Source organism: Paraglaciecola sp. (assembly GCF_030730205.1).
In the GTDB taxonomy this organism is placed as follows: domain Bacteria; phylum Pseudomonadota; class Gammaproteobacteria; order Enterobacterales; family Alteromonadaceae; genus Paraglaciecola.
In genome coordinates this window covers 1-15986 of record NZ_JANQVQ010000203.1, presented here as the reverse complement: position 1 = coordinate 15986, position 15986 = coordinate 1, and the positions used below count along the sequence as shown (strand labels likewise).

At 41.6% G+C, this 15986-nt stretch carries 14 protein-coding genes; 12 read left to right on the top strand and 2 right to left on the bottom strand.

Annotation, left to right across the window (positions count from 1 at the left end; genetic code table 11):
* Positions 1 to 362 precede the first annotated feature (362 nt).
* The 3 genes from fldB to NWQ57_RS13720 all read left to right on the top strand — a co-directional run bounded on the left by fldB (position 363) and on the right by NWQ57_RS13720 (position 2223).
* Complete coding sequence (fldB, locus tag NWQ57_RS13730) at positions 363 to 905, top strand: flavodoxin FldB (RefSeq protein WP_306022724.1); 543 nt, start codon at positions 363 to 365, stop codon at positions 903 to 905.
* Positions 906 to 911: 6 nt separating this feature from the next.
* Positions 912 to 1700, top strand: coding sequence for a CLCA_X family protein (locus NWQ57_RS13725; protein WP_306022723.1), 789 nt, complete (start codon positions 912 to 914; stop codon positions 1698 to 1700).
* A 115-nt stretch (positions 1701 to 1815) separates the two neighbouring features.
* Complete coding sequence (locus tag NWQ57_RS13720; protein WP_306022722.1) at positions 1816 to 2223, top strand: biopolymer transporter ExbD; 408 nt, start codon at positions 1816 to 1818, stop codon at positions 2221 to 2223.
* Between the two features lie 80 nt (positions 2224 to 2303).
* Here the strand turns inward: NWQ57_RS13720 and rraA are convergent, their stop codons facing one another.
* Entirely contained in the window at positions 2304 to 2789 is a 486-nt protein-coding gene (gene rraA, locus NWQ57_RS13715) for a ribonuclease E activity regulator RraA (RefSeq protein WP_306022721.1), read from the bottom strand.
* Between the two features lie 343 nt (positions 2790 to 3132).
* Between rraA and NWQ57_RS13710 the strand changes: the two genes are divergently transcribed.
* The 7 genes from NWQ57_RS13710 to NWQ57_RS13680 all read left to right on the top strand — a co-directional run bounded on the left by NWQ57_RS13710 (position 3133) and on the right by NWQ57_RS13680 (position 10687).
* Positions 3133 to 3285, top strand: coding sequence for a lipoprotein (locus tag NWQ57_RS13710; protein WP_306022720.1), 153 nt, complete (start codon positions 3133 to 3135; stop codon positions 3283 to 3285).
* Between the two features lies 1 nt (position 3286).
* Entirely contained in the window at positions 3287 to 4537 is a 1251-nt protein-coding gene (gene lysA, locus NWQ57_RS13705; protein WP_306022719.1) for a diaminopimelate decarboxylase, read from the top strand.
* Positions 4538 to 4699: 162 nt separating this feature from the next.
* Positions 4700 to 5530, top strand: coding sequence for a diaminopimelate epimerase (gene dapF, locus NWQ57_RS13700; RefSeq protein ID WP_306022718.1), 831 nt, complete (start codon positions 4700 to 4702; stop codon positions 5528 to 5530).
* Positions 5527 to 6222: a DUF484 family protein gene (locus NWQ57_RS13695; RefSeq protein WP_306022717.1), complete on the top strand. Its 696-nt coding sequence runs from the start codon at positions 5527 to 5529 to the stop codon at positions 6220 to 6222. Before dapF ends, NWQ57_RS13695 begins: the two co-directional genes overlap by 4 nt.
* A gap of 80 nt (positions 6223 to 6302) precedes the next feature.
* Positions 6303 to 7034 (top strand): HAD-IA family hydrolase, encoded by a 732-nt coding sequence (locus NWQ57_RS13690; protein ID WP_306022716.1) that lies wholly within the window; start codon positions 6303 to 6305, stop codon positions 7032 to 7034.
* Between the two features lie 135 nt (positions 7035 to 7169).
* The gene (uvrD, locus tag NWQ57_RS13685; protein ID WP_306022715.1) at positions 7170 to 9338 is read left to right on the top strand and encodes a DNA helicase II; all 2169 of its coding nucleotides are present in this window, start codon (positions 7170 to 7172) and stop codon (positions 9336 to 9338) included.
* 104 nt (positions 9339 to 9442) lie between these two features.
* Positions 9443 to 10687, top strand: a complete 1245-nt coding sequence (locus NWQ57_RS13680) for a diguanylate cyclase (RefSeq protein WP_306022714.1) — start codon at positions 9443 to 9445, stop codon at positions 10685 to 10687.
* Between the two features lie 6 nt (positions 10688 to 10693).
* Here NWQ57_RS13680 and rarD read toward each other — a convergent pair whose 3' ends face one another.
* On the bottom strand, positions 10694 to 11614 hold the full coding sequence (gene rarD / locus NWQ57_RS13675; protein WP_306022747.1) for an EamA family transporter RarD: 921 nt from the start codon (positions 11612 to 11614) through the stop codon (positions 10694 to 10696).
* A 226-nt stretch (positions 11615 to 11840) separates the two neighbouring features.
* On the opposite strand from rarD, the gene NWQ57_RS13670 reads away from it, so the two are divergent.
* Together NWQ57_RS13670 and NWQ57_RS13665 are read left to right on the top strand one after the other, a co-directional pair.
* Complete coding sequence (locus tag NWQ57_RS13670; RefSeq protein ID WP_306022713.1) at positions 11841 to 12734, top strand: phospholipase A; 894 nt, start codon at positions 11841 to 11843, stop codon at positions 12732 to 12734.
* A 142-nt stretch (positions 12735 to 12876) separates the two neighbouring features.
* Complete coding sequence (locus NWQ57_RS13665) at positions 12877 to 15762, top strand: pitrilysin family protein (protein WP_306022712.1); 2886 nt, start codon at positions 12877 to 12879, stop codon at positions 15760 to 15762.
* The last annotated feature ends 224 nt before the right edge of the window (positions 15763 to 15986 follow it).

Sequence of the window (15986 nt, the reverse complement as noted above, 5' to 3'; positions counted from 1 at the left end):
TCAAGTAACGGGTTACGGTTAAGAATACTATTTATAGTATTATTAGGATCTCCTTACTTTAACGAATATTTGAATGCACATAAAGAGCAGCTAAAACTTAATTTTTTCTTTCTATATAAAAATTGTTGGGGCAAACATCAAAGGATGTTGAAGGTGTAGGACTGGCTTTTCAATTTACCGTCTTTGATCAAGTTGACGAAGAGCAGCGTACTGAAAGACTCATTATTCTTTTTCTCACCGTGATGGTGGCTTTCCCAATAGTTTAAAGGAAGTGGATAAGTTGGTCATATCCAAGGGCAGTGATAAGATCATGCTCTTGCAGCGTTTAGCTCCTTTAATTTTAAAATTAAGTATCTTATTGAATGACAACAGCGACTAATGACATCGGTTTATTTTACGGCTCTAGCACCTGTTACACGGAAATGGCAGCCGAGAAAATTCAGGCTAAGTTAAATGATTTACTCGCCCCAAGGCACATACAACTGTTCAACATAAAAGATGTTGCTTTAAAACAAGCAGAGCAATTTACGACTTTGATTTTTGGTATCTCGACATGGGATTTTGGTGAGTTACAGGAAGACTGGGAATCGAGTTGGGATGACATCGCAGAGCTTAATCTACAAGATAAAACCGTCGCACTTTTTGGCTTAGGGGATCAACTTGGCTACGCCGACTGGTTTCAAGATGCCTTAGGGCTGTTGCATGATGAGCTGGCCATACTGGGTTGTCAGTTTATTGGTTATTGGTTTAATGAAGGCTACGAATTTAACGAATCAAAAGCTTTGATTGCTGACGATGAATATTTTGTTGGTTTGTGCCTAGATGACGAAAATCAATATGAACTAAGCGATAGCAGAATAGATCAATGGTGCCAGCAACTTGTTGCCGAGTTAGCGGAAATCTAACTTTTCGTGGCGGCTTATCCTAGCTCTCGGCTACAGCAACCTTATTATCGTAACGGAGCCTCTCATCGAGATGGGGCGGATGTTAGTTTTCAAGATATTAGAAAAATGTTTGGCTTTCGTACTATCACAATTGGTAGTTGGGTTAACAAGCAAGAACAACAAACCGCTGCCAACTTATTTTTTGATGCTCTATGCGACTTAATGGATATTTTAGCGGTGCCTGAACAGGTCATATCTTTAAACGGTACCTTATCGCTGGCATTTGGTAGAGGCGGGCGAAAACACAGCAGTGCTCATTATGAGTCCAATACACGTATTCTGGCTTTAGCAAAAAATGCCGGAGGTGGATCACTTGCACATGAATGGATGCATGCCTTTGACCACTATATCTGTGATAAATTGTTTTTGACTAGTCGTCCCAATGAGTTCGCCTCGGCCGTTTGGCTTGGTGACCGCGACATGCGTGCCCATGCATTAAACACCAAACTTTCACAGTGTTACGCAAGTATTTTTTTAACTACCGACGAACGCGCCCCTAATGAGTTTGTCAATCGCAGTGTGCTCGCTGACCAACATCTGAATTGTTTTTACTATGCTCAACCGCAAGAGTTAGTAGCTCGAGCGTTTGAAGCCGCCATACAGGACCATCGAATTAAAAATGCGTTTTTGGTACAAGGAACCAAACAAAGTCCTGAAGCAAAGCTTGGAATTTATCCTCAAGATCAATTAAGACAAACTATTTCGCATAAGCTACTGGATTATTTTTGTCATTTGGGGCAGGCTATAAGCAAATAAACACGACTTTATTTTTGAGCATTGGATTAATTCATAACGAATTAATAGATGCTCTCAGGCAAAACTGTCTTTATACTAGGCAGATTCATATTCAACTTATTGGCGATTAATACCGATGAAAAGAAAAAAACACGGCTCCTCTGACGACGAAGCAGCAATTGATATGACGCCCATGTTGGACATCGTGTTCATCATGCTTATCTTCTTTATCGTAACCACTTCGTTTGTTAAAGAAACAGGTTTGGAAATAAACCGCCCGAAAGATACTAATACTCCACCACCTCCAACTAATGTTAAATCATTATCTATTCGTGTAAACGAAGACGGTACGATTGTTGTTAATGGTCGTGAAGTAGACATTCGACGCGTTGAAGCAAACATTCAAAGTTTCTTGGCTGAAAACAACCAAGATTCTGCTGCCGTTCAAGCTCATCCAAAAGCGAAACACGGTATGGTGACTGAAGTTATCAACGAAGTGAAAAAAGCAGGTATCGACAAAGTGTCGGTATTGGTAGCGAAATAAACAATACTTCATTTAAATACATACAAAAAAACGCCGCTTATTAAGCGGCGTTTTTATTTGAATCGAAAATTATAAAGCAGCTATTCAAGATCCAAAGGTTCAGGCGATAAAATTATGCCTGTACGGTCGGCGTAAATATGATCTTCGGGTAGAAAAGTAACACCACCAAAATTGACGGCAATATCGACTTCGCCAATTTCTTGGTCATCGGCACCCACTGGAATAGACGCGATGGCATGAATACCAATATTAATTTCTTCTAACTCGTCTACTTCACGAACACTACCGTAGCACACGATGCCTTCCCAACCATTTTCATAAGCGAGTTGAGCCGCACTGGCATCTATGAGTGCGCGGCGCATTGAACCACCACCATCAATAAGTAAGACTTTGCCTACGCCGGGCTGAGTAATGGCTTTTAACACGAGGCCGTTGTCTTCAAAACACTTAATTGTTGTCACTATGCCACCGTATGACGGGCGGCCACCAAAGCTAACGAACATGGGTTCAACCACGTCTACACTGTCAGCAAATAAATCACACAACGCAGATGTATTGTATTCCATTTTAATTCCTTCAGGTGGCAACATCGGTATCCAGTATACTGCGCCTACTTAGCAATGCTATAAAATAAATAGTAAATCGCTTAAGTTTTATCCTCTAAACGGTTTTAATTTAATTCGGGATTTAAGCTGTGCAAGGGCGTTCTTGATGAATACCTCATTAATATTTTCAATCGTTCAAGCCTTTTGGTTTGTTTTCAGATATGTATGGATTGCAACAGTCAGCGAAATGAATATCAACGGGTTTATCTATATCAAATAACTAACTTATCGCATTAAGGCGCTTTGTTTTTTGTCTGGCAAATGACATCATTAGTCATACTCTGTTTTTACTGTTTTGATATTGATGTTAAAAAATCCTAAGTTATTTATTTTACTGCTTATTGGCTTGGTTGGTCTTAGTGCGTGTGGCCAAAAAGGCCCTTTGTATTTACCCGAAGAGCCAACGAGCAACAAGAGTGAAACCCTACCGTCACCTAACCAACAGGAACCCCGTTGAGATGGATCATTTTAGTTATAAAGGTCAACAACTTTTCGCCGAAGATGCTTTGCTTAGTGACATTGCCCAAAAATTTGGTACACCCTGTTATGTCTATTCTAAGGCAACGATCGAACGCCATTGGTTAGCGTTTGATAAGGCCGCAGGCGACCATCCACATTTAGTGTGTTACGCGGTAAAAGCGAATTCTAATTTGGCAGTATTAAATGTCATGGCTAAGTTAGGCTCAGGCTTTGATATTGTCTCTGGCGGTGAATTAACTCGAGTTTTAAAGGCTGGGGGCGACCCTGCTAAAGTCGTATTTTCTGGGGTAGGCAAAACAGAAACAGAAATCGCGCTCGCGCTTACCCATAATATTAAATGTTTTAATGTCGAGTCTTTACCGGAGCTAGACCGAATCAATCAGGTTGCTGCATCCTTAGGTAAGGTGGCGCCTATTTCTTTGCGGGTAAATCCGGATGTTGATGCTAAAACCCATCCCTACATTTCTACCGGTCTCAAAGACAATAAGTTTGGTGTTGAGCGTCAGCAAGCCATTGCAGTGTATCAATATGCTGCTTCTTTGGATAATTTGCACATAGTCGGTATGGACTGCCACATCGGTTCTCAGTTGACGGATTTAACCCCCTTCGTTGATGCGTTGGACATTATGTTAAGTCTCATCGATGAGCTTGCCGCACTGGGTATTGAAATCGCCCATTTAGATATTGGTGGTGGACTGGGCGTAACCTACAAAGGCGAAAAACCGCCTCATCCTGATCAGTACGCGCAAGCGATTGCTCAGCGCATGCAAGGCCGTGAATCTTTACAATTGATCTTTGAACCGGGGCGGGCCATTGTCGCCAATGCAGGTGTTTTATTAACCAAGGTCGAATTTATCAAGCAAGGTGCTGAAAAAAACTTTGCCATTGTTGATGCTGCGATGAACGATTTGATACGGCCTGCTCTATACTCTGCTTGGCAGGACATTATTCCTTTGGCTATCGACAATACTAAACCTGCTGCAATTTATGACGTTGTGGGTCCAGTCTGCGAAACCAGTGATTTTTTAGGTAAAGAGCGTGAACTCGCTATCACCGCAGGTGACTATTTAGCGGTGAGAAGTGCAGGTGCATATGGCTTTGTGATGGCCTCAAACTATAACAGTCGTTGCCGGGCCGCTGAGGTAATGGTGGATGGCGTACAAAGTCATATTGTCAGAGAGCGAGAAAGCATCGAGCAATTATTTGCTGGCGAGCATATTTTAGGATAAAAATCCTCAAAATCCGGTATTTACTCCTACGTAAATGCCGGATTTTTTCTCTCTAACTGATTAAAGACATAGTCAGTTATTCAGCGAAGTGATATAAATTGTACATGTTATCTAAGTTCTGAAACGATGGGCTTAGAGTTCGAAATTAGCTAAGTAGTAATAATGCAAATTCAATTTTCAAAAATGCACGGTTTAGGTAACGACTTTGTTGTTATTGATAATGTCACTCAGAACGTATTTTTCTCAAAGGAGAAGATTCAGCAGTTGGCTGATCGGAATTTCGGCATTGGCTTTGATCAATTATTGCTAGTAGAGCCTCCTTATGATCCAGAGCAAGATTTTCATTATCGCATTTTTAATGCCGATGGCTCTGAAGTCTCGCAATGTGGTAACGGCGCTCGGTGTTTCGCCCGTTTTGTCAAAATGAAAGGTCTTACCAATCGTAATAAGATAACCGTCAGCACCAAAGCGGGTAAAATGGTATTGTATCTTGAAAAAGATGGGATGGTTACGGTAAACATGGGCGTGCCTAATTTTGACCCCGTGCACATTCCTTTGAAAGCAAATAAACAAGAAAAAACCTATATTATTCGTGCTGACGACCACACCTTCTTCTGTGGGGCGGTTTCAATGGGGAACCCACATTGTGTCTTGTTAGTTGATGATGTCCAGCAGGCTGACGTTGAGACTTTTGGCCCCCTGCTTGAAAAACATGAGCGTTTCCCTGAAGGCGTTAATGTCGGATTTATGCAGATAATAAATCCAAGTCACGTTAAACTACGGGTATTCGAACGCGGTTCTGGTGAAACCTTAGCATGCGGAAGTGGTGCTTGTGCTGCTGTTGCAGTAGGTCAATTGCAAAATCGTCTCAGTAAAGATGTGAGAGTTGACCTACCAGGCGGAAGTCTGCGAATCAAGTGGCCTGGAAAAGATGCGGTATTAAAAATGACCGGTGCAGCAGAACATATTTTTGATGGAATAATAAACTTATGAGTGATGTGATGGGACAGCAAAAAAGTGAGTTAGAAATCGGCCAAGGCTTTGACAACAATGCTTTGAGTGATACAGAAATCGCTGACTATTTACTTTCCCATCCGGATTTTTTTATCAAACATGCCCATCTTTTAGAAGACTTAACTATTCCCCACACTTTGAAAGGAAGTGTATCGTTAGTCGAATTACAAAGTGAACAACTGCGTAAAAAAGTGAGATTATTGAATTATAAACTCAATCAATTGATTTCAATCGCGCGACAAAATGAACAAATTTACCGCGTCTATGCCGATCTAAACTTGCGTTTGTTAGCGGCAGAAAGCATGGAAGAGCTTGAACTTATACTTGAAGAAATTATGCAAGAGCGTTTAAAGTTAGAATCGGTAGTGATTAAACCTTTTGTTGGTGCTAATGCTTTTCCTGAGATCCAACGTCGTTTATTCATCGAAAAACGTTTTCGTCGTGATAAGTTCTTTTTTGGACGGTTAAGCGAACATGAACGAAAACTATTGTTTTCTGATCAAGAAGCAAACTCAGTTGCCTTGTTGCTACTTGGTGATCTAGGCGAATTAGGTATGCTGGCTGTGAGTAGTAAGGACGCTAGCCATTTTAATCCTGATATGGATACCCTATTGATCACCCAGTTACAGCAGTTTCTCAGTATATTAATTCCCAAATTATTAAAATATTAATACTAAGTCTGTTGGTTAGTTTACTGAATTTAGGTGCCTAATATGCGCTTTGAGTCATAAATTAAAACAGATGATTAAAAATGAAATTCTACAAAAAGCTTAAACCTTTCCAAGCCATTACCTTTGATTTAGACGACACCCTGTATGACAACAACGTGCATATGCCTGTGGCTGAAGCAGCATTTTTAGCTGATCTCAAGCAAGCCTATCCCGCTACAATGGCTATTGAGAAAAGTCATTGGCTTGCGTTTCGTCAGGCTGCACTGGGGAGCAACCCGAATCTTAAAAACGACATGGGAGAGTTACGTAAGCAAGTACTTGATTTGGTTTTTCAATCAGTGGGCTTTTCAAATGCAGAATTGCACAGCGCTATTGAATATAGCTTCCATCGTTTTTACTTCCATCGCAGTAATTTTACGGTAGAAGAAAATATTCATTCTTTATTAAAAGCCCTAGCCACTCGCTATCCACTGGTTGCGATTACCAACGGCAACGTTAACTTGCAGCAAATAGGTTTAGAACCTTACTTTTGTCATGTTTTCAAGGCGAACCTCGAACAGCCAATGAAACCTCATAGGGCGATGTTTGATGCTTGTAAAGAAGCGTTAAATCTGGCTCCTGAGCAGATTTTACATGTAGGTGATAACTTACACAATGATGTATATGGCGCGATTAAAGCTGGATTTCAAAGTGCTTGGTATGCCCATGACCGAGCAATGTGTTTAAAAAAAGAATCTTTATTCTTACTTCCTGATCTACAACTTAATAGTTTGCATGAGCTCTTAACACTTGCGACTGTTAATGAGCGGTAACAGCATCTTTTTCCTTCAATCAGAATAACAAGTTATCCCATTCTTGTATTAATTCCTTTTAGCAAAACTGTAGTAGTGTATTTAAATACAGTAATACTGGTATACTGCGAAAAAAATATAGACAAGTAAATTGTAATGGATGTATCTCGACTCTTAGATCAACTAAACGATAAGCAACGCCAAGCGGTGGCCGCTCCAGCATCTGATATGCTAATTTTAGCGGGGGCGGGTAGTGGTAAAACCAGAGTACTGGTTCATCGTATGGCGTGGTTGATGGACGTCGAAGGTATTGCACCCCATAGTATACTTGCTGTTACTTTTACCAATAAGGCTGCCCGCGAGATGCGCGGTCGAGTGGAGCAGTTACAAGGGTCGGCTCTGCGGAATATGTGGATAGGAACATTCCATGGTATTGCCCACCGTTTATTGCGTGCCCATTATGCAGATGCAAAATTACCAGAAAATTTCCAAATTTTAGACTCAGATGATCAATATCGTTTAGTTAGGCGAGTATTAAAAAGTCTCAACCTCGATGAAAAGCATTGGGCTCCTAAACACGTTCAGTGGTATATCAATGGCAATAAAGATGAAGGCTTGCGGCCAGAACACATAGAAACGCATGGTGATGCAAGTCAACAAAAAATGCGTGAGATATATCAGGTATATCAACAAACGTGTGATCGAGCAGGCCTTGTTGATTTTGCCGAATTATTGCTGCGCGCCCATGAATTATGGTTACACAATCCTGCAGTTCTGAAACATTATCAGCAACGTTTCCGCACTATTCTGGTTGATGAGTTTCAAGATACCAATAATATCCAATATGCTTGGTTGCGTTTATTAGCCTGCCCGACCAACAATATGATTATTGTGGGCGACGATGACCAGTCTATTTACGGTTGGCGCGGGGCAAACGTACAAAATATTCAGCATTTTCTTAGGGATTTTGGTGGTGCCACCACCATTCGTCTTGAACAAAATTATCGCTCGACTGGTAATATCCTAAACGCAGCCAATGCGGTCATCAGTAATAATGAAGGGCGCTTGGGCAAAGAGTTATGGACAGAAGACGTTGAAGGGGAGTTGATCTCCTTATATGCAGGTTTTAATGAACTCGACGAAGCTCGTTTTAATGTTTCTCGCATAAAAGATTGGCGGGATAAAGGGCATGCACTGTCTGATTGTGCCATTTTGTATCGTAATAACGCTCAGTCTCGAGTATTAGAAGAAGCCTTGTTGCAAGAGTCTATCGCCTATCGTATTTACGGTGGCTTACGGTTTTTCGAGCGCCAAGAAATTCGTGATGCATTAGCTTATTTAAGGATCATTAACCAGCAGATTGACGATGCAGCATTTGAACGGATCGTGAACACCCCGACCCGAGGCTTGGGCGATAAAACCCTAGTTGCTGTGCGTGATTTGGCCAAAGAGAACGAGCAATCTTTATGGGATTCGGCGATACAACTGATTAATGAAAAGCGTCTAAGTGGCAGGGCTTTAAATGCTCTCGATGGTTTTGTTAAGTTAATCAAGCAATTAGCGAGTGATATTGCGGAATTGTCTTTAGAGCAACAAGCTGACCACGTGATTAAACATTCTGGTCTATTTGCCATGTACCAGGCTGAAAAGGGTGAAAAAGCCCAAGCACGTATTGAAAACTTAGAAGAACTTGTAACAGCGTGTAAGCAGTTTTCAGCGCCTGAAGAAGCTGAAAATATGACGCCGTTGTCCGCATTTTTGGCCCATGCCACTTTAGAGTCAGGTGAGACGCAAGCAGACAGTCATCAAGATGCAGTTCAAATGATGACCATTCACACAGCTAAAGGCTTAGAGTTCCCTCTGGTGATTTTGGCTGGTGTAGAAGAAGGTATGTTTCCAAGCCAAATGAGTAATGAAGAACCAGGCAAAATCGAAGAAGAGCGGCGACTTTGTTATGTGGGTATGACCCGAGCAATGCAGAAGTTATATATAACGTATGCAGAAAACCGTCGACTTTATGGTCAAGACAAGTACCACACACCTTCACGATTTATTAAGGAAATACCCAGTCAGTATATTGAAGAAGTACGTCTGAGAACGACGATTTCAAGGCCAGTACAAAACCGCTTTACCCCCACTACAGGCCACACCGCGTTTGAATCTACGGGGTTTAAATTAGGTCAGCGTGTTGCCCATCCTAAATTTGGTGAAGGCACTGTGCTAAATTATGAAGGGGCTGGCGAACATGCTCGCATTCAAATTAATTTCGAAGACTTTGGAAGTAAATGGTTGGTGATGTCATTTGCAAAGCTGACGCAAGCTTAAGTGTGTTGCTGATACCAATCATAAAAAGAAAGCGCAGAGCGTTTTGTCTTTGGCACTGCTTCTGGTAGATTGCTACTTAATAATTTAGGTGGCTCAAGGTCGTTATGCCTCAAAGTGTGTTGATCATTGAAGACAATTCTCACAGCATGGATGTGATGCGAGAGCTGATCTTAAAGGCAAAGTTGAACCCCGTTTGTGCCCGTAATCTCATTGAAGCGAAAGTCATTTTTTCATCTTCCGCCCCTGAGTCGTTTTTATGCGCCATCGTCGATTACGATCTACCTGATGCGCCCAGAGGCCAAGCGATTGATTTTACTATCCAGTCTTATTTGCCCACTATTGTTGTGGCGCGGTATTTAGACGACGAAACCAGACACACCATTCTTCAAAAAGACATTGTTGATTACATCACCAAAGAGAACGAACAAGTTTTTGATTATTTAAGTCGCCTATTATCCCGATTAGAAAAAAACAAAAAGGTTGGTGTGTTAGTCGTTGACGCCCTACGAGCACGCCGGGCTTCTATGGTTGGCTTACTGCGTCGTCATAACTTTTTGACTTATGAAGCAGCCGATGCGGAATCGGCTTTCACTACCTTACAAAACTGCAATAGTATAAAACTCCTTATTGTTGACGATGAGGGGCTGCCAAGAGTGACTGGCATCGAACTGCTCAGTGCTGTGCGAAGAGAATTTAAAAAAGAAGACTTGGCGTTTGTTGGTATGACGTCTCCGAAAAAGTCCGGCTTATCGGCCCGATACATTAAAAGCGGTGCTAACGATTTTCTGCTCAAACCTTATTGCCATGAGGAATTTTTTAGTCGTGTAATGCAACATATAGAATATGTTGAAAACATTGAATTAATTAGGCGTGCCGCGGATTCTGACTTTTTAACAGGCTTACCAAACCGCCGCTACTTTTTCGAAAAAGTCGAAACCTTGCAAAAGCATAAGCCAAAACAGCAAAGTTTAGCGATCCTCGATATCGATTATTTTAAGCGGATCAATGATACCTATGGCCATGATTGCGGCGATTATAGTTTAAAAGAAATCGCAAAATTAGTGGCCAAACATTTTGCAAACTTTACCGCTGCCCGATTTGGCGGCGAAGAGTTTTGCATCTATTTTATCAACGAAGAGCAAGCAGATGTGCATCAAGCGCTAGAAGCGTTTCGTGTTGCATTGGCAGACAAAAAGTTTGTGTTTGAGAAAGTACAATTTAATTGCACGGTGAGTATTGGTTTGACCCATTTGGCTCAAGGCGGCATCAGTAGGATGATCCGCCAAGCAGACAAACACTTATACCAAGCTAAAAATCAAGGACGTAACCAAATCGTCAGCGACCAATAAAGGCGATTATCGTACAGGAATAGTTGCATTTATCGCGGCTTGCTTTTTGCTCGAGCGATAAGCACGGTAAGAGTCAAAACTAAACATGGCTAATGCCAACCACACAAAAGCAAAGGTGGTAATTTTCGCCATATCCAAAGCTTCGTTAAACCACCAAACAGCTATAACAAACATGATGCTCGGACCTAGATATTGGAAAAAGCCAAGAGTTGAGTAACGCAATCTTCGTGCTGCACCAGTAAAACAAAGCAATGGAGCCGTAGTAACAATACCTGCACAGATTAAACTAACATTCAGGGATAAAGAGTTGCTAGTAAGGTCGCTAAGTTCACTACTAAAGCCATACCAGTAGATTAGCGCAAAGGGCAACATCATCATTGTTTCTAGTAATAAGCCTGGCAATGAGTCTACCGCCACTTTTTTGCGCAATAAACCGTAAATGCCAAAGGTCGCAGCCAAAGACAAAGCTATCCAAGGCACTTGACCAAAAGAAATGACGAGAATGGAAACCCCAATAAAGGCTAACGCAACCGCGGCTTTTTGTAGCGGCCGTAAGCGTTCTTGCAGAAATAACCGACCTAAAAATACATTGAGCAAGGGATTAATATAATAGCCTAAGCTGCCATCGAGTAGGTGCCCGTTGTTAATCGCCCAAATAAAAATCAGCCAATTAACCGCGAGTAATAAACCCGATAAAAGCAAAATAGACATCACTTTGATATTTTTAGCTGCAATTTTTACTTGCGTAAATTTACCTGTAAAGATCACTAAAATACACAATACCAATACTGACCATATGACTCTGTGCATCAAAATTTCTTGCGCTGGTAAAGCTTGCAGCAATTTAAAGTACAGAGGTGCAAAACCCCACATCGCATAAGCTGCTAGCGCAAATAGCACTCCAGATTTTATGGTTTTATCGTTCAAGGTAAGGCTCAGTACAAGAGGGCGGTAAGACGACATAAGTGTGTAATAGTCGTTGGTTAAAATCAATCAAATAGCTGATTAGTTTGATATTTTATCAATCCATAAGTCGGTATTGTGGGTATAAGGCCTCGACGTTAACTGCTAAAATACGACAAAAAATTACATTAGGGCGCAAGTAAGGGTGAGAGACATGGTAATCAAGTACAAACGAGGGGCTATTTGGTGCTTGAAAACACTTATACTGGTTTTATCTTGCACTTCAATTAATGCCCAAGAAATTGAGCAATCAGAGGCACAACAAACTCAAGCGGGTGAGTCAATTTTAAACGTGCGAAGTAAGGCAGACAATGCCGCAGTCGCCAATCCGTTTTCTATCGCACAACATCGGCTTAATTATTTGCTGCCTGTATCTTGGGTGGGGCAACCAAATGATATTTCTGCAGATGGCATCAATGACGGAAATTTGGATTCTTTTGAAGCAAAGTACCAAATAAGCATGAAATTGCCTTTATACCTGCATGATAAAGATTCTTCCGGTTTATATTTTGGTTTTACCGCCATGTCATTTTGGCAGGTGTACAACAGTGAAGTATCAAAGCCTTTTCGGGAAACAAATTATGAACCTGAAATTTTTTATTCATGGCAAAAAGAAATAAAGCTATTGGGCTTTGAGTTTAATCAGCTACAAGCTGGTTTTAACCACCAAAGTAATGGCCAAAGTGGCTTGCGCTCACGAAGCTGGAATCGCTTATTTGTTTCAACGCTATTTAGTGATGAAAATGCGTTTTATTATGTAAAAGCGTGGTATCGCATACCCGAAGATGCCAAAGAAAATCCAATGGACACAAATGGTGACGATAATCCTGACATTACGGATTTCTTGGGGCATGTCGAGTTAGGTTTTGGAACTAAAATAGCAAATATCGATGTCCTGACCTTACTACGTAATAATCTCAAAACCAACGATAATAAGGGCAGTATTGAGCTCAATCTCTCTTACCCGATTAACGATAGATACAACGTGTTGTTGCAATACTTTAACGGTTATGGTGATTCTTTGATTGACTATAATCACCACCAACAACGTATTAGTTTGGGTTTCCAACTAGCATTTTTCTAGTCTCAAATACTCCAGCGACAATAATGATTTACGCCAACACTGCCGCTATTTGCAGTGTTTGGACCTTAGGGTTTATTCCATCGCGAGAATCCTGCATGATTCGTTCTGTATAATTAAAAAAGCAAAAGAGGGTAAAATAAAAATGAAAAAACGCTTTATTATCGCCACGGGAATGGCTGCACTATTAAGCTTAAGCGCCTGTGATAGCAAAAAACCAGACGAGGTTGGGAGTTCAATCTCATCAAAGGCCAGCGCCTTACCTGACGGCTTTAAAAAAATTAGCTCGGTAAGTAAACAGGGCGATGAGATCCTTATCCCCTTCACTAAATACGAATTAGACAATGGCTTAACAGTCATATTGCATCCTGATAATTCTGACCCACTAGTGCACGTAGACATTACCTATCATGTTGGCTCAGCTCGTGAAGAAGTTGGAAAATCAGGTTTTGCTCACTTTTTTGAACATATGATGTTTCAGGGCTCCGAGAACGTAGCAGATGAACAACACTTTGGTTTGATTACGGAATCGGGCGGAACCTTAAACGGTTCAACTAATACTGACCGCACTAATTATTATGAAACGGTGCCATCAAATCAGCTTGAACGCATGTTATGGCTTGAAGCCGATCGCATGGGTTTTTTCCTTGACGCAGTGACAGAAGAAAAGTTCGAAAATCAGCGCGAAACAGTTAAAAATGAACGAGGCCAAAACTACGACAATCGCCCTTATGGATTATTACGTGAGCGTGTGAATGAAGCCTTATTTCCTGAAGGCCATCCTTATTCATGGCTTACTATCGGCTATATTGAAGACCTAAACCGAGCTGATTTAAACGACTTAAAAAAGTTTTTTTTACGTTGGTATGGGCCAAACAACGCCACACTAACCATCGGTGGTGATTTGAATGAAGCTCAAACCCTAGCATGGGTGAAAAAATATTTCGGTGGCATCCCCCGTGGGCCAGAAGTCGCTGCACCAGAATACACAGAAGTTGTGCTCAAGGAAGACCGCTATATCTCCATGGAAGATAATGTTGGTTTGCCGCTTATGTATATGACATATCCAACAGTCCATGCGAACCATGCTGATGAAGCCCCGCTTGACGTATTGATGTCGATTTTAGGCTCAGGTAAAACCTCACTGTTGTATAAAAATATGGTTAAAAATGGCAAAGCGGTGCAAGCACAAGCCGGTCACTCCTGTGGTGAGTTAAGCTGCCAATTTACCTTGTTAGCTTTGCCTACACCGGGCAATTCATTGGCAGAACTTGAGCAAATTGCCCGTGACTCGCTAGCTGAATTTGAAACTCGAGGTGGTGCCAATGACGACGATTTAATACGTGTGAAAGCAGGTATTGTGTCTGACATGATCTATGGCTTAGAAAGTGTTAGTGGCAAAGTCAGTCAATTAGCGGCTTACCAAACTTACCGCGACGATCCTAACGCTATTGGTGATGATATCGCCCGCTACGAAACAGTAACGAAAGAAGATGTGATGCGTGTGTATCAAAAATACATCAAAAATAAACATGCCGTCATTATGAGTATCGTCCCTAAGGGACAAGTTGATGCCATTATAAAACCAGATACATGGCAGCGTTATACACGCACCATCCCTGAAAAAACGGATGAGAGTGCGTTACAGTTGCGCCCTGGAACGTCTGATTTTGACCGTTCAGTTATTCCGCCTTCTGGCAAAAATCCTAGTATCAAAATACCTGACATTTATAAAGCCAAAACCGAAAATGGCATTGCAATTCTTGGCGCAGTGAATGACGAAGTACCTACTACCACCATTCGTTTAAAAATTCCTGCTGGGCAGACCCATGAGCCGCTCGACAAGTTAGGGTTGGCTGCACTAACGGCTGCAATGATGGAAGAAGCGACGCAGAAATCGAGCGCTGAGGCACTATCCAATGAGCTGCAAAAGTTAGGCTCTAGCGTTGATTTTAGCGTGAATGACGAACACACCACGATGAGTGTGCGGTCCTTAACTAAGAATCTTGATAGTACCCTCGCGATTGCGTTGGAAAAACTAACTTTTCCCAAATTTGAGCAGGACGATTTTGCCCGTCTCCAAAAGCAACAAATTGAAGGGCTAAAAAATGCCAAGAAAAATGCGAGCGCTACGGCCACCGCAGTGTTTAACCAGTTGGTGTTTGGTGCAAACAACAGTTTTGCTTACCCGAGTAATGGCACTATCGATACGGTGGCCTCTTTAACCTTAGAGGATGTAAAAGCATTTTATAAGGCCAATTATGGGCCTTCGCTTGCTGAATTGATTGTGGTGAGTAATTTGGATGAGTCTCACGTTAAAGCCTCACTTAAAGGGTTAGATCAATGGCAAGGCAATAGCTCGCCAGCACCGAGTTTAAACGGGTTTCCTGAACTAGCCGGGGGTACCTTGTATTTTGTTGATAAGCCTGGAGCTGCTCAATCTGAAATTCGTATTGGTAAAAGGGCGTTACAATATGACGCAACGGGCGAATATTACCTAGCCGATTTAATGAACTATAACCTAGGTGGAGCTTTTAACAGTCGTATAAACCTTAATTTACGTGAAGATAAGGGTTACACCTACGGAGCGCGTTCATTCTTTTTTGGTGACAATAAACATGGTTTTTACCGCGCTCAAGCTGGTGTACGTTCTGATACCACGGCTGACTCAATCGTGCAGTTCAGAAATGAGATTTCAGGCTTCGCTGATGCTGGTATGACCGACGACGAACTACGTTTTATGAAAAATGCCATTGGTCAGCGCGATGCTCGCGCTTATGAAACGCCTTATCAAAAGCTTGGCTTTTTGTCAGAGATTATTTCTTATGACTTAGACAAAAGTTTTGTGGATAAACAAAACGCTATTTTGTCTGACGTGTCAAAAGATGAGCTAAATGCCTTGGCCAAGAAACATTTGCAATTAGACGAAATGATTACGGTGGTTGTGGGCGACAAAGCCACGGTGCTAGAGAGTCTTAAACCGCTATTTAACAACATTGTGGAATTAGACTCAGACGCTAAAGTGCTTTAATTAGTAAAGAGACATAACAAGCCTCGATGAGTTGACTTGTCGGGGCTTTTTTTAACGCCGTTTTTAACTCAAGTTCACTGGCTAAAGTAAGGGGTGGTAGCATCTATAGTGCCGGATGGCAAAATCAGCTAAAATGCGTGCCCTTTGAATAGCTAAGTAATCAGGTAAATCGTGACACAACAACTCAATCGCACAATCTCTGTCGCTCCAATGCTTGATTGGAC

What these genes read in the sequence shown, in the direction of transcription:
- fldB (WP_306022724.1), top strand. Translation starts at nt 363, where the DNA reads ATGACAACAGCGACTAATGACATCGGTTTATTTTACGGCTCTAGCACC.
- NWQ57_RS13720 (WP_306022722.1), top strand. Translation starts at nt 1,816, where the DNA reads ATGAAAAGAAAAAAACACGGCTCCTCTGACGACGAAGCAGCAATTGAT.
- rraA (WP_306022721.1), bottom strand. Translation starts at nt 2,789, where the DNA reads ATGGAATACAATACATCTGCGTTGTGTGATTTATTTGCTGACAGTGTA.
- NWQ57_RS13710 (WP_306022720.1), top strand. Translation starts at nt 3,133, where the DNA reads ATGTTAAAAAATCCTAAGTTATTTATTTTACTGCTTATTGGCTTGGTT.
- lysA (WP_306022719.1), top strand. Translation starts at nt 3,287, where the DNA reads ATGGATCATTTTAGTTATAAAGGTCAACAACTTTTCGCCGAAGATGCT.
- dapF (WP_306022718.1), top strand. Translation starts at nt 4,700, where the DNA reads ATGCAAATTCAATTTTCAAAAATGCACGGTTTAGGTAACGACTTTGTT.
- NWQ57_RS13695 (WP_306022717.1), top strand. Translation starts at nt 5,527, where the DNA reads ATGAGTGATGTGATGGGACAGCAAAAAAGTGAGTTAGAAATCGGCCAA.
- NWQ57_RS13690 (WP_306022716.1), top strand. Translation starts at nt 6,303, where the DNA reads ATGAAATTCTACAAAAAGCTTAAACCTTTCCAAGCCATTACCTTTGAT.
- uvrD (WP_306022715.1), top strand. Translation starts at nt 7,170, where the DNA reads ATGGATGTATCTCGACTCTTAGATCAACTAAACGATAAGCAACGCCAA.
- NWQ57_RS13680 (WP_306022714.1), top strand. Translation starts at nt 9,443, where the DNA reads ATGCCTCAAAGTGTGTTGATCATTGAAGACAATTCTCACAGCATGGAT.
- NWQ57_RS13665 (WP_306022712.1), top strand. Translation starts at nt 12,877, where the DNA reads ATGAAAAAACGCTTTATTATCGCCACGGGAATGGCTGCACTATTAAGC.